Source organism: Pseudomonas sp. 20P_3.2_Bac5 (genome assembly GCF_025466035.1).
Taxonomy (GTDB): Bacteria; Pseudomonadota; Gammaproteobacteria; order Pseudomonadales; family Pseudomonadaceae; genus Aquipseudomonas.
Genome location: NZ_JANLOA010000043.1, coordinates 73,451 through 85,493 on the forward strand (window position 1 = coordinate 73,451; position 12,043 = coordinate 85,493).

At 62.2% G+C, this 12,043-nt stretch carries 12 protein-coding genes; 6 read left to right on the forward strand and 6 right to left on the reverse strand.

The window, feature by feature from the left end:
• Window positions 1-16: 16 nt before the first annotated feature.
• Together NTD88_RS07700 and ssuE are read right to left on the reverse strand one after the other, a co-directional pair.
• Window positions 17-982 (reverse strand): sulfonate ABC transporter substrate-binding protein, encoded by a 966-nt coding sequence (locus NTD88_RS07700; protein ID WP_095159467.1) that lies wholly within the window; start codon window positions 980-982, stop codon window positions 17-19.
• Between the two features lie 100 nt (window positions 983-1,082).
• On the reverse strand, window positions 1,083-1,676 hold the full coding sequence (gene ssuE / locus NTD88_RS07705) for an NADPH-dependent FMN reductase (protein WP_095159466.1): 594 nt from the start codon (window positions 1,674-1,676) through the stop codon (window positions 1,083-1,085).
• 311 nt (window positions 1,677-1,987) lie between these two features.
• On the opposite strand from ssuE, the gene ycaC reads away from it, so the two are divergent.
• Complete coding sequence (gene ycaC, locus NTD88_RS07710) at window positions 1,988-2,617, forward strand: isochorismate family cysteine hydrolase YcaC (RefSeq protein ID WP_262153882.1); 630 nt, start codon at window positions 1,988-1,990, stop codon at window positions 2,615-2,617.
• Between the two features lie 181 nt (window positions 2,618-2,798).
• Here the strand turns inward: ycaC and NTD88_RS07715 are convergent, their stop codons facing one another.
• Both NTD88_RS07715 and NTD88_RS07720 read right to left on the reverse strand, forming a co-directional pair.
• Entirely contained in the window at window positions 2,799-3,437 is a 639-nt protein-coding gene (locus tag NTD88_RS07715; protein WP_095159464.1) for a peroxiredoxin, read from the reverse strand.
• Between the two features lie 170 nt (window positions 3,438-3,607).
• Window positions 3,608-4,930 carry an OprD family porin gene (locus NTD88_RS07720; RefSeq protein WP_262153883.1) on the reverse strand — a complete coding sequence of 441 codons (1,323 nt, stop codon included), beginning with the start codon at window positions 4,928-4,930 and terminating at the stop codon, window positions 3,608-3,610.
• A 340-nt stretch (window positions 4,931-5,270) separates the two neighbouring features.
• On the opposite strand from NTD88_RS07720, the gene tauA (NTD88_RS07725) reads away from it, so the two are divergent.
• The 5 genes from tauA (NTD88_RS07725) to tauD all read left to right on the forward strand — a co-directional run bounded on the left by tauA (NTD88_RS07725) (window position 5,271) and on the right by tauD (window position 9,947).
• Window positions 5,271-6,245 (forward strand): taurine ABC transporter substrate-binding protein, encoded by a 975-nt coding sequence (gene tauA / locus NTD88_RS07725; RefSeq protein ID WP_095159522.1) that lies wholly within the window; start codon window positions 5,271-5,273, stop codon window positions 6,243-6,245.
• A 225-nt stretch (window positions 6,246-6,470) separates the two neighbouring features.
• Window positions 6,471-7,448 (forward strand): taurine ABC transporter substrate-binding protein, encoded by a 978-nt coding sequence (tauA, locus tag NTD88_RS07730; protein WP_175652940.1) that lies wholly within the window; start codon window positions 6,471-6,473, stop codon window positions 7,446-7,448.
• A gap of 14 nt (window positions 7,449-7,462) precedes the next feature.
• On the forward strand, window positions 7,463-8,257 hold the full coding sequence (gene tauB, locus NTD88_RS07735) for a taurine ABC transporter ATP-binding subunit (RefSeq protein ID WP_262153884.1): 795 nt from the start codon (window positions 7,463-7,465) through the stop codon (window positions 8,255-8,257).
• Window positions 8,254-9,090: a taurine ABC transporter permease TauC gene (tauC, locus tag NTD88_RS07740; protein WP_262129752.1), complete on the forward strand. Its 837-nt coding sequence runs from the start codon at window positions 8,254-8,256 to the stop codon at window positions 9,088-9,090. The genes tauB and tauC overlap by 4 nt, the downstream gene beginning before the upstream one ends.
• A 23-nt stretch (window positions 9,091-9,113) precedes the next feature.
• Window positions 9,114-9,947, forward strand: coding sequence for a taurine dioxygenase (gene tauD / locus NTD88_RS07745; RefSeq protein WP_262153885.1), 834 nt, complete (start codon window positions 9,114-9,116; stop codon window positions 9,945-9,947).
• A gap of 129 nt (window positions 9,948-10,076) precedes the next feature.
• Here the strand turns inward: tauD and NTD88_RS07750 are convergent, their stop codons facing one another.
• Together NTD88_RS07750 and mgrA are read right to left on the reverse strand one after the other, a co-directional pair.
• A complete protein-coding gene (locus tag NTD88_RS07750) occupies window positions 10,077-11,000 on the reverse strand; it encodes a sulfonate ABC transporter substrate-binding protein (protein ID WP_262153886.1) in 924 nt (307 codons plus the stop codon).
• A 3-nt stretch (window positions 11,001-11,003) separates the two neighbouring features.
• On the reverse strand, window positions 11,004-12,041 hold the full coding sequence (mgrA, locus tag NTD88_RS07755) for an L-glyceraldehyde 3-phosphate reductase (RefSeq protein ID WP_262153887.1): 1,038 nt from the start codon (window positions 12,039-12,041) through the stop codon (window positions 11,004-11,006).
• Window positions 12,042-12,043: the final 2 nt, after the last annotated feature.

A 12,043-nucleotide genomic window follows, 5' to 3' on the forward strand; every position in this document is an offset into this window, starting at 1 on the left:
CGGCTCGGGCAAAACGTCAAGGCGCCGTGGCGACCTTGGCCGGTGGCGTCCAGATCACGTCCTTGATGCTCAGCGGCTTTGGAATCAGCTTGAGGGTCTTGAAGGTGTCGGCGATCTTCTGCTGCGCGGCGACCACTTCCGGGGTCAGGAACTGCGCGCCGTAGCCTTGGCGCTTGACCGAGGTCAGGGTGATGTCGGCCGGCAGGCCGAGCAGCGGCGCAACCTGATCGGTCACTTCCTGCGGGTTGGCCTTGGACCACTCGCCAACGGCACGAACCTCGTCCACCAGCGCGCTGATCACTTCAGGGTGCTGTTGTGCGTAAGGCTTGGTCGCCAGGTAGAACTGGTGGTTGTCGACGATGCCCTGGCCGTCGCGCAGGGTGCGGGCCTGCAGTTGCTGTTCGGCGGCAGCCTGGTACGGATCCCAGATGACCCAGGCGTCGACACTGCCACGCTCGAAGGCGGCACGGGCGTCGGCGGGCGGCAGGAATACCGGCTGGATGTCGGTGTATTTCAGGCCGGCGTCTTCCAGGGCGCGGACCAGCAGGTAATGCACGTTGGAGCCTTTGTTCAGGGCGACTTTCTTGCCCTTGAGGTCTTTGACCGACTGGATGGCCGAACCCTTCGGCACAAGGATCGCTTCGCTGTGCGGCGCTGGCGGCTCATAGGCGACGTAGAGCAGGTCGGCGCCGGCGGCCTGGGCGAACACCGGCGGGGTTTCGCCGGTCACGCCGAAGTCGATCGAACCGACGTTGAGGCCTTCCAGCAGTTGCGGGCCGCCGGGGAATTCAGTCCATTGCACCTGCACGCCCTGGGCGGCGAGACGCTTTTCCAGCGTGCCCTTGGCCTTGAGCAGCACCAGGGTGCCGTATTTCTGATAACCGATACGCAGGGTTTCGGCTTGAGCTTGAGTAATGGCGCCGAAGGACACAGCCGCAGCAAACAGAGCGACCAGGCCACGACGCAAAATGACAGTGCGCATTGCGCTCTCCTTATTTTGCTGTTGGGTTCAGGCTGCACCTGCTTGCCTCGTTATCGGGCGAGTAAGGTGAAGGGTGACGCGATGAAACGGGTGTCGCGGCTCAGATGCTCCAGCGGGCGCTGAGCAGGCGTTCGTTCAGGACGCCAGGAGCCACCGGCCGTGGCCGACGGGCCAGGGCGCTGTGAAACGTGTCGAGCGATTCGTGCAGGCGCTGCTCCAGGGCAGGCGCCAGGTGGGCCGGGGAATTGCCCTGGCCGTAGGCGATCTGGCTGTCGTCGGCGAAGATCCCTTGCAGGGTCTCCTGCGCCTTGAGGGCCGAGAGCACCGGCTTGAGTGCGTAGTCCACCGCCAGCATGTGGGCGATGCTGCCGCCGGTGGCGATGGGCAGGACAACCTTGTGGTGCAGGGCGCGTTCGGGCAGCAGGTCGAGCAGGGTTTTCAGCGCGCCGGAATAGGACGCCTTGTACACCGGGGTAGCGACGATCAGGCCGTCAGCCTGTTCCACCAACTGCTGGAAGTGCTGCACGTGCGGACTGTCGAAGCGAGCGTGAAGCAGGTCCTCGGCCGGGAAGTCCCGTACCTGGAACGTCACCACTTCCACACCCTGGCCTTGCAGCCAGTCCCGGGAGCGATCGAGCAGCACACCGGAACGTGACCGCAGGCTGGGGCTACCACCAATAGAAACGACCAACATGGAAAGCGCTTCCTTAGAACTGTTCTGAAGGGCCGCGAGTTAGTGTGCTCGCTGGAATGGGGTGACCTTAACAGGTGGGTATATATATCGATAAATCATATTTTTTCATTTGTTTATGTGATTTAGAGATATGGGCTTTATGCCAGACCGCGAGTTGTCACTGCTGTACCTGTGCACACTCTATCGTTCTGAATAAGGAACGCTAAAGCCAGTTTTCACTAGCTACCGCGCCAAAGGTTCTGAATTTAATCTTCTCCCATCAACGCGAAACACCACCCCTTACGAAGATCAGAACCTCAGGAGCAACGACCATGACCGCATTCAAATACAACCGCCTGAACAAAGACGACGCCGCTGTCCTGCTGGTGGATCACCAGGCTGGCCTGCTGTCCCTGGTGCGCGATATCGAGCCGGACCGCTTCAAGAACAACGTCCTGGCCCTGGCGGATCTGGCCAAGTTCTTCAACCTGCCAACCATCCTCACCACCAGCTTCGAACAAGGCCCCAACGGCCCGCTGGTACCCGAGCTAAAAGAACTGTTCCCGGATGCCCCGTACATCGCTCGCCCTGGCCAGATCAACGCCTGGGACAACGAGGACTTCGTGAAAGCGGTGAAAGCTACCGGGAAGAAGCAACTGATCATTGCCGGTGTGGTAACCGAGGTGTGTGTGGCGTTCCCGGCGCTGTCGGCTCTGGAAGAAGAATTTGAAGTGTTTGTGGTGACCGATGCTTCCGGCACCTTCAACGAGATGACCCGTGATGCAGCGCTGAATCGTGTGAGTTCGGCGGGTGCGCAACTGATGACCTGGTTCGGCGTGGCCTGTGAGCTGCACCGCGACTGGCGCAACGATGTCGAAGGGCTGGCGGCACTGTGCTCGAATCACATTCCGGATTACCGGAATTTGATGACCAGCTATAACGCGCTGACTGCCAGCAAGTAAGAGCTGGGGCCGCTTTGCGGCCATTCGCGAGCAAGCTCGCTCCTACAGATTCATCACCGTCTCTGTAGGAGCGAGCTTGCTCGCGAAGGGCCCGAATTGGTTTCTTCAGGCAAAAAAAAGGGCCGTCGAAACGGCCCGAAAATCCCTGCGATGGCTAAAGCACTACGATGAAAACGGTCTGTCAGCGGTTGGGCTGTGGGGTCAGGCGCAGGTAGGGCTTGACCGCGCGATAGCCCTTCGGAAAGCGGCGTTTGATCTCTTCTTCGTCCTTGAGCGACGGCACGATCACCACTTCATCACCGTCCTGCCAGTTGGCCGGGGTCGCGACCTTGTGGTTGTCGGTGAGCTGCAACGAGTCGATCACCCGCAGGATTTCGTGGAAGTTGCGGCCGGTGCTGGCCGGGTAGGTGATGGTCAGACGGATCTTCTTGTTCGGATCGATCACGAACAGGGAACGCACCGTCAGGGTGTCGCTGGCGTTGGGGTGGATCAGGTCATAGAGGTCGGACACTTTGCGATCGGCGTCGGCCAGGATCGGGAAGTTGACCGTGGTGTTCTGGGTTTCGTTGATGTCTTCGATCCAGCGGTGATGGGAATCGACCGGGTCGACGGACAGCGCGATGGCCTTGACGCCGCGCTCGGCGAATTGCTCTTTCAGCTTGGCGGTAAAGCCCAGTTCCGTGGTGCACACCGGGGTGAAGTCGGCCGGGTGCGAGAACAACACGCCCCAGCTATCGCCGAGCCACTCGTGGAAGCGGATCTTGCCGGCGCTGGAATCCTGTTCGAAGTCGGGGGCGATATCGCCGAGTCTGAGGCTCATGGTGCGGCTCCTTGGGCTAAGTGCGTTATGGCTTCACTGTGCCTGTGGTTGCGCCGAATTAAAAAGAATAAATATTGATTTATTTAGACCTGAAAGAAATAACGAATTGCAGACAAAACAACGCCCGCGCGGCGTGAAGCCGGGCGGGCGTTGATGTATCTCGCGGCGGGTTACAGCAGCGGGATGGAGTAGCTGAGGATCAGACGGTTTTCGTCTTGAGCGTGGTTGGCGCTGGTCAGGTCGCTACGCCATGCGGCGTTTTTCCACATGACGCCCAGACCCTTCAGGGTGCCTTCCGGCACTACGTAGGCCAGGGTGATATCGCGTTCCCACTCTTTGCCGTTACCAGCACGGGTCTCGAAATCGTCGCCTTTGAGGTACGTGACACCAGCGGTTGCACCCGCCAGACCGACCTTGGCGAAATCGTAGGAGTAGCGAGCCTGCCAGGTACGCTCACCGGCACGACCGAACTTCTGGATCTGCGAGTCGGTGATGGTGTAGTTGGACGAGCCGTCACCCTGGTTCAGCCAAGGGAAGTCACTGTCGCCTTTGCTGTACTGGTAGCCACCGCCAAAGGTGTGGCCAGCAACGGTGTACAGGAACAGGGCGCTGTACAGGTCGTTATCGACCTTGCCCTTGATGACGTTATTGCCGTACCAGCCATTGGTGTAATAGGCAGAGTCATGGCCGTTGGCACCATCATCGGTGCTGTGGAAGTAGCGGAAGTCAGACTTCAGTACGCCAGGGCCGATTGCCCAGTTATGCACGGCACCCAGGAAGTGCTGTTTGTAGAAGTCTTCCAGGTTGCCGTAGTAGTACTGCAGCAGCAGGTCTTTGGTGACCTTGTAGTCAGCACCGGCATAGCGGAACTGGTTGCTGAACTCACCGGTACGTGCGTTGTTGGCGCCAGCGATGGACAACCCTTCGTTGTTCGAGGAGTTACGGCCCTTCACGTGCTCGATCTGGCCGGCGATCAGGGTCAGGTCCTTGATCTCGTTCGAAGTGATCTGGCCACCTTCGAAGGTTTGCGGCAGCAGACGACCATCGTTGTAGGAGATGACTGGCAGCTTCGGCAGCAGGGTGCCGTAGCGCAGTTCGGTCTGGGAGATCTTGACCTTGGCGGCAGCGCCCAGGCTGGCGAAGTCGTTTACGGCCTCGCCGTTGCTCTCGGTCGGGAAAACAATACCGCCGTAGTTGGCGCTGGTCGGGTTGCCGTGATGAGCCTTGCTCGAATCGAGACGGACCCCGTACAGGGCGATCGCGTCGACACCAAAGCCGACGGTCCCTTGAGTGAAGCCGGAGGTGTAGTCGAGCTGGAAGCCTTGGCCCCACTCGCGCTGCGTGTTGCCGCCATCGGTATCGCGGTTGTTGCTGTCGATATAGAAGTTACGCAGCTTCAGAGTGGCTTTGCTGTCTTCGATAAAACCGGCAGCGCCTGCTTGCTGGGCCAAAACCCCAAGGGCCACGGCAAGAGTCAGGGTCGACTTCTTCATAGATGAATTGCTCCTATCGTTTCTAATTCTTGTGGTTCGTTGACGGCAGGATCTGTCGTCCTGCTCGCCGTCGATGGTCGATTAGCACCAAAGGGTGACTATCAAGTCAATCGTAACTATTCGTTTCGCGACTTTGGTCTAATGCGTCGCGCTGGGGTCGAAGGATAATGACAATTTGATAAATCCAAAAAGAATTATTTGTGTTTTTTTAAGATTTTTTCGGAATATCTCACGAAATTTTCACAAAGCATTCATACATAAGCTAATTACCAAAACGTATTTATCTAAAGCTTTTTAGATCAATTAGTTTTATGGCCTTCCCTCTCTGGAAATGGCCATCATGAAGCCCTCGCTCCCGCTCCGATTATTTACCGCCCTCGCCCTCACCGGCTTGACCCTGGTCAGCCACGCCGCCGGAATCACCGTCGGCTACCAGACCGGCATCGATCCCAGTAAAGTCCCCCAGGCTGACGGCGCCTACGAGCAGGCCATCGGCGAGAAAATCGACTGGCGCCGCTTCAACAGCGGCCCGGAAGTGGTCACCGCCATCGCCTCGGGCGACGTGCAGATCGGCAACCTCGGTTCCAGCCCGCTGGCGGCGGCAGCGTCACGCAAGCTGCCGATCGTGGCCTTTGTCGTCTCGGCGCAGATCAACGCCGCTGAAGCTCTGGTGGTGCGCAACGGCAGCGGCATCAACAGCCCGCAGGACCTGGTGGGCAAGACCATCGCCACGCCGTTCGTGTCCACCTCGCACTACAGCCTGCTCGGCGCGCTGAAGCACTGGAACCTCGATACCCGCCAGGTGAAGGTGGTGAACCTGCAACCCGCAGAAATTGCCGCGGCGTGGAAGCGTGGCGACATCGACGGCGCCTTTGTCTGGTCGCCCGCGCTGGGCGAAATCCGCAAGACCGGCAAGACCCTGACCGACGCCGCCGAAGTGGGTGGCTGGGGCGCGCCGACGTTCGAGGTGTGGGTCGCGCGCAAGGACTTCGCCGAGAAGCACCCGGACGTGGTTGCCAAATTCGCCAAGGTCACCTTGCAGTCCTTCGCCGACTACACCGCCAACAAGGCGCAGTGGACGGCGGATTCGCTGCCCGTGCAGAAGATCGCCAAGCTGACCGGCGCCAACCCGGCGGACGTTCCTGAGTTGCTCGCCGGCTCCGCGTTCCCCGATGCCCAGGCACAACCGGCGCTGCTGCAGAACCAGACACCTGCCGCCATTGCCGAGACGGCGAAATTCCTCAAGGAGCAAGGCAAGGTGGAGACGGTGCTGCCGGATTATTCGCCGTTTGTGAGTGCGAAGTTCGTGCAGTAAGCCCGGCCAGCTTCCCATAGAAACGGCTGACACCTGATTCCAGGCCCTTCGCGAGCAAGCTCGCTCCTACAGATTCAGCGCTTTGTAGGAGCGAGTTTGTTCGCGAAGGGCGCCTCCCTTTCTTTGTCTCCTAAGCTAATTCGAAAAAGTTATTTATTTACGATTTCTTAGATCAATTAGTCTTTCACCACTTCCCACCCTATTCCGCCTGACCAGGAGTTCAACATGACCTTCTTTGCCCCACTGCGCCTGTTCTCCGCCCTGGCCCTGGCCGGTGCTGCGTTTTTCGTCCAGGCCGCGGACCTTACCGTCGCCTACCAGACCACCGTCGATCCGGCCAAAGTCGCCCAGGTCGATGGCCGTTATGAGCAAGCCAGCAAGGCCAGCATCGACTGGCGCAAATTCGACAACGGCGCTGACGTGATCACCGCCGTAGCCTCCGGAGACGTGCAGATCGGCTACCTCGGTTCCAGCCCGCTGGCCGCCGCAGCGACCCGCAAGCTGCCGGTGGAAACCTTCCTGATCGCCACCGAAATCGGCGCCGCCGAAGCCCTGGTCGCCCGCGATGGCGCCGGCATCAATTCGCCCCAGGACCTGGTCGGCAAGAAGATCGCCGTGCCCTTCGTGTCCACCGGTCACTACAGCCTGCTGGCCGCGCTGAAGCAGTGGAACATCGACCCGGCCAAAGTGCAGATCCTCAACCTCGCGCCACCAGCAATCACTGCTGCGTGGAAGCGCGGCGACATCGACGCCACCTACGTCTGGGATCCGGCCCTGGGCGTGGCCAAGGAGAACGGCAAGGTGCTCATCACCTCCGGCGAACTGGCGAAGAAAGGCGCGCCGACCTTCGACGCCTGGATCGTGCGCAAGGACTTCGCCGCCAAGCACCCTGAAGTGGTCAAGGCCTTCGCCAAAGTGACCCTCGATGCCTACGCCGATTACCGCAAAGACCCGCAAGCCTGGCTCGCGGACAAGAGCAACGTCGACAAGCTGGTGAAGCTGTCCGGCGCCAAGGCCAGCGACATTCCGGCCCTGCTGCAAGGCAACGTGTTCCCGCTGGCCGCCGACCAGGTTGCCGCCCTCGGCGCGCCGACCACCAAGGCCATCACCGACACCGCCACCTTCCTCAAGGAACAAGGCAAGGTCGAGGCCGTGCTGCCGGATTACTCGCCGTACGTCAGCGCGTCGTTCATCACCAACTGAGTCACGGAGTCGTCATGGCCCTGTTACAACTGGAGCGCATCAGCGCACAGTACCCCGGCGCCGCCGAGCCTGTGCTGTCCGACATTTCTCTGAGCCTGGGCCCGCAGCAATTGCTGGTGGCCCTCGGCCCGTCCGGCAGCGGCAAGACCTCGCTGCTCAACCTGATCGCCGGCTTCGTCAGCCCGAGCGCCGGGCGCATCACCCTCGACGGCGTGCCGGTGCAAGGGCCGAGCGCCGAACGCGGCGTGGTGTTCCAGGACGACGCCCTGTTGCCCTGGCAGGATGTGCTGGCCAACGTCGGCTTCGGCCTGGAACTGGCCGGCGTGTCCCGTGCGCAGCGGGACCAGAAGGCGCGGGAAATGCTCGCCCTGGTGGACCTCGCCGATTTCGCCGCGCGGCGTATCTGGCAGTTGTCCGGTGGCCAGAAACAGCGCGTCGGCCTGGCCCGCGCGCTGGCCGCCGATCCACGGGTGCTGCTGATGGACGAGCCCTTCGGCGCCCTCGATGCCTTCACCCGCGAACAGATGCAAGAGCTGCTGTTGCAGGTCTGGCAACGCACCGCCAAGCCGGTGTTCCTGATTACCCACGACATCGAAGAAGCGGTGTTCCTCGCCACCGACCTGATCCTGCTGGCGCCCAACCCCGGCCGCGTGGTCGAGCGTCTGCACCTGGACTTCGGCCAGCGCTACGCCGCCGGTGAATCAGCGCGTTCGATCAAGTCCGATCCACGCTTTATCGAAACCCGCGAGCACGTGCTGTCGCGGGTCTTTTCTCAACGCAGCGCCGCCGGGCGGCAGGAGTTCGCATGAGCAGTCTGGAACTGCCGGTGACGGCCAAACCTTCCACCGCGTCGCGCCCGCTCAAGGCACGGCGCTCCCTGAGCACCCGCTGGATCAGCGGCCTGACCCTCGGCGCCCTGCTGCTGGTGTGGTGGCTGGTGACCGCCGCCGAATGGATCGAGCCGCTGTTCCTGCCCTCGCCCGAAGCGGTGGCGGGCAAGGCCTGGCTGTTGCTGACCCAGGGCTACATGGAATCGACCTTGTGGCAGCACCTCGGTGCCAGCCTGAGCCGTATTGGCCTGGCGCTGGGCGCGGCGATCCTCACCGCGATCCCGGTCGGTATCGCCATCGGCAGCAACCGTATCGCCCGCGGCATTCTCGATCCGCTGATCGAGTTCTACCGCCCTATTCCACCGCTGGCGTACCTGCCGCTGATCGTGATCTGGTGCGGCATCGGCGAGCTGTCGAAAGTGCTGCTGATCTACCTGGCGATCTTCGCCCCGATCGCCATCGCCACCGCCACCGGCGTGCGCACGGTCGATCCGGCCAAGCTACGCGCGGCGCTGTCGCTGGGCGCGAGCAAGGTGCAACTGATTCGCCACGTGATCCTGCCGAGCGCCCTGCCGGACATCCTCACTGGCGTGCGCATCGGCCTTGGTGTCGGCTGGTCGACCCTGGTTGCCGCCGAGCTGATCGCCGCCACCAGCGGCCTGGGCTTTATGGTCCAGTCGGCGGCGCAATTCCTGGTCACCGACGTGGTGGTGCTCGGCATCCTGGTCATCGCCCTGATCGCCTTCGCCCTGGAAATGGGCCTGCGCGCCCTGCAACGCAAGCTGGTGCCCTGGCACGGCCAGAGCCACTGAACAACCGTATTAGTGAGACAGACATGAGCCTGATCATTACCCCGCTGAGCCCCGCGCTCGGTGCCCAAATCAGTGGCGTTGACCTGAGCCGCGATATCAGCGCCGAGGCACGCGATGCCATCGAGCAAGCGCTGCTGACCCACCAGGTATTGTTCTTCCGCGAACAACCGATCACCCCGCAGCAGCAGGCGAATTTCGCCGCGCAGTTCGGCGACCTGCACATTCATCCGATCTACCCCAACGTGCCGGAAACACCACAGGTGCTGGTGCTCGACACCGCCGTCACCGACGTGCGCGACAACGCCATCTGGCACACCGACGTGACCTTCCTGCCGACTCCGGCACTGGGCGCAGTACTGGCCGCAAAACAGTTGCCGGCCTATGGCGGCGACACCTTGTGGGCCAGCGGCATCGCCGCGTTCGAAGCGCTGTCGGAACCGCTGAAGATCCTGCTGGACGGACTGACCGCGACCCATGACTTCACCAAGTCCTTCCCGCTGGCCCGCTTCGGTTCCACGCCGCAGGACCTGGAGCGCTGGGAAGCGACCCGCCGCGCCAACCCGCCGATTTCCCATCCGGTGATCCGCACGCATCCGGTGAGCGGACGCAAATCGCTGTTCGTCAGCGACGGCTTCACCACCCGCATCAACGAACTGAGCGAGGCGGAAAGTGAGGCGCTGCTGAAATTCCTGTTTGCCCACGCCACCCGGCCAGAGTTCACCATTCGCTGGCGCTGGCAGGAAAACGACGTGGCCTTCTGGGATAACCGCGTGACCCAGCATTACGCGGTGGATGATTACCGCCCGGCGCGGCGGGTGATGCATCGGGCGACGATCCTGGGGGATGTGCCGTTCTGATGGGTTATCCACAGCCCATGGGGTGTGGATCGATCTGAATGCCGTGCTGTTGGTGATGGTCTCATCGCCGGCAAGGCCGGCTCCCACAGGTTCTGTGACCAACCTGGTTCCTGTGGGAGAAACCCTGACTCAGGGCAGCGCCTTCCTCACATCCAGTTTCTTCGGCAACAACCGGTTCTCATAGAACAGATCCGCCGTCGCCTGCTGCGCCTTGATCACCTCATCGGTAATCGGCAGCACCGGCGATGGCGGGCGGTTATCCACATAGCGGGCGACCACCGCTTCGGGCAAGCCCATCGAGTTGCTCAGCACCTTCAGGCTGGCGTCCCGCTCACTGCGGGTCAGGTCTTCGGCAGCGGTGAGCTGGTCCAGCAGGCTGTGGATAAACTCGCCGTTCTGCGCCGCATAGTCGCGCCGCGCGGTGTACACCGGACCGGATAATCCCAGCCCTTCGCCATCCGCCAACTTGCGGCTGTGCCCTTCGCTCAACGCCAGCGAAACATACGGATCCCACACCGCCCAGGCATCGACGCTGCCGTGCTCGAACGCCGCGCGGGCATCCGCCGGCGTCAGGTACACCGGCTGGATATCCTTGAAGCTCAAGCCCGCCTTGTTCAGCGCCCGCAGCACCAGGTTGTGCGAGCTGGAGCCCTTCTGCAGCGCGACCTTGCGACCCTTGAGGTCGGTCACCTGCTGGAGCGGGCTGTCGCTGCGCACCAGGATCACTTCCGCCGACGGCTTGGCCGGCTCGGCGCCGATGTACACCAGATCGGCGCCCGCCGCCTGGGCGAACAGCGGCGGGATATCACCGGTCGAACCCACGTCCAGGCTGCCGATGTTCAGTGCTTCAAGCATCTGCGGCCCGGCCGGGAATTCGATCCATTGCACCTTGGTCCCGGCGAAGCGTTTCTCCAGCAGGCCATGTTCCTTGGCCAGCACCAACGCGATGGAGCCCTTCTGGTAGCCGATGCGCAATTCCTGCGGATCGGCGACCGCTGCCGTCGCCAGGCCCAACAGGGCCAGGCCGGCGCTCAGCATTGCAATCGCCTTCATTCGTCACTCCGCCAGCGAGGGTTTTTCCCAGAGGTTGATGCCACCTTCAACGGCATGACGGTCGATCAGCGCCAGCTCTTCAGCACTGAACGTCAGGTTGTTCAGCGCACCGACGTTCTCGATGATCTGCTCAGGCCGGCTGGCACCGATCAGCGCCGAGGTCACCCGCGGGTCGCGCAGGGTCCAGGCCAGCGCCAGTTGCGCGAGGCTCTGGCCACGGGCGATGGCGATTTCGTTGAGGGCGCGAACATGAGCCAGGTTGGCCTCGGACAAGTGCGTCGGCAGCAGCGAACCACCGCCCGGCTTGTTGACCCGCGCGTCCTGCGGCACACCGTTGAGGTACTTGCCGGTGAGCAAGCCCTGGGCCAACGGGGTGAAGGCGATCACGCCGGCGCCCAGCTCATCGGTGACGTCCAGCAGGTCCTTTTCCACCCAGCGGTTGAGCAGGTTGTAGGCCGGCTGGTGGATCAGCAGCGGGACTTTCCACTCCTGCAACAGACGCGCGATTTCGCGGGTCTTGACCCCGGAGTAAGACGAGATGCCGACGTACAGCGCCTTGCCCTGCTGCACTGCGGTGGCGAGGGCGCTGGCGGTTTCTTCCAGCGGGGTGTCCGGGTCGAAGCGGTGCGAATAGAAGATATCCACATAGTCCACGCCCAACCGCGACAGGCTCTGGTCGAGGCTGGCGAGGATGTGTTTGCGCGAGCCGCCGCCCTGGCCGTACGGGCCGGGCCACATGTCCCAACCGGCCTTGCTGGAGATTATCAGCTCGTCGCGGTAGCCCTTGAAGTCTTCACGCAACAGGCGACCGAAATTGATCTCGGCGCTGCCGTAGGGCGGGCCGTAGTTGTTGGCCAGGTCGAAGTGGTTGATGCCCAGGTCGAAGGCCGTGCGCAACAGCGCGCGCTGATCGCTCAGCGGCGTGCTGTCACCAAAGTTGTGCCACAGGCCCAGCGATAGCGCCGGCAGCACCAGGCCGCTGCGGCCCACGCGACGGTAAGGAATGGAGGTGTTGCGGTTTTCCGCAGCGACGTAGGTCATCG

Coding starts and splice junctions, on each gene's coding strand:
- NTD88_RS07700 (WP_095159467.1), bottom strand. CDS start 982: ATGCGCACTGTCATTTTGCGTCGTGGCCTGGTCGCTCTGTTTGCTGCG.
- ssuE (WP_095159466.1), bottom strand. CDS start 1,676: ATGTTGGTCGTTTCTATTGGTGGTAGCCCCAGCCTGCGGTCACGTTCC.
- ycaC (WP_262153882.1), top strand. CDS start 1,988: ATGACCGCATTCAAATACAACCGCCTGAACAAAGACGACGCCGCTGTC.
- NTD88_RS07715 (WP_095159464.1), bottom strand. CDS start 3,437: ATGAGCCTCAGACTCGGCGATATCGCCCCCGACTTCGAACAGGATTCC.
- NTD88_RS07720 (WP_262153883.1), bottom strand. CDS start 4,930: ATGAAGAAGTCGACCCTGACTCTTGCCGTGGCCCTTGGGGTTTTGGCC.
- tauA (WP_095159522.1), top strand. CDS start 5,271: ATGAAGCCCTCGCTCCCGCTCCGATTATTTACCGCCCTCGCCCTCACC.
- tauA (WP_175652940.1), top strand. CDS start 6,471: ATGACCTTCTTTGCCCCACTGCGCCTGTTCTCCGCCCTGGCCCTGGCC.
- tauB (WP_262153884.1), top strand. CDS start 7,463: ATGGCCCTGTTACAACTGGAGCGCATCAGCGCACAGTACCCCGGCGCC.
- tauC (WP_262129752.1), top strand. CDS start 8,254: ATGAGCAGTCTGGAACTGCCGGTGACGGCCAAACCTTCCACCGCGTCG.
- tauD (WP_262153885.1), top strand. CDS start 9,114: ATGAGCCTGATCATTACCCCGCTGAGCCCCGCGCTCGGTGCCCAAATC.
- NTD88_RS07750 (WP_262153886.1), bottom strand. CDS start 11,000: ATGAAGGCGATTGCAATGCTGAGCGCCGGCCTGGCCCTGTTGGGCCTG.
- mgrA (WP_262153887.1), bottom strand. CDS start 12,041: ATGACCTACGTCGCTGCGGAAAACCGCAACACCTCCATTCCTTACCGT.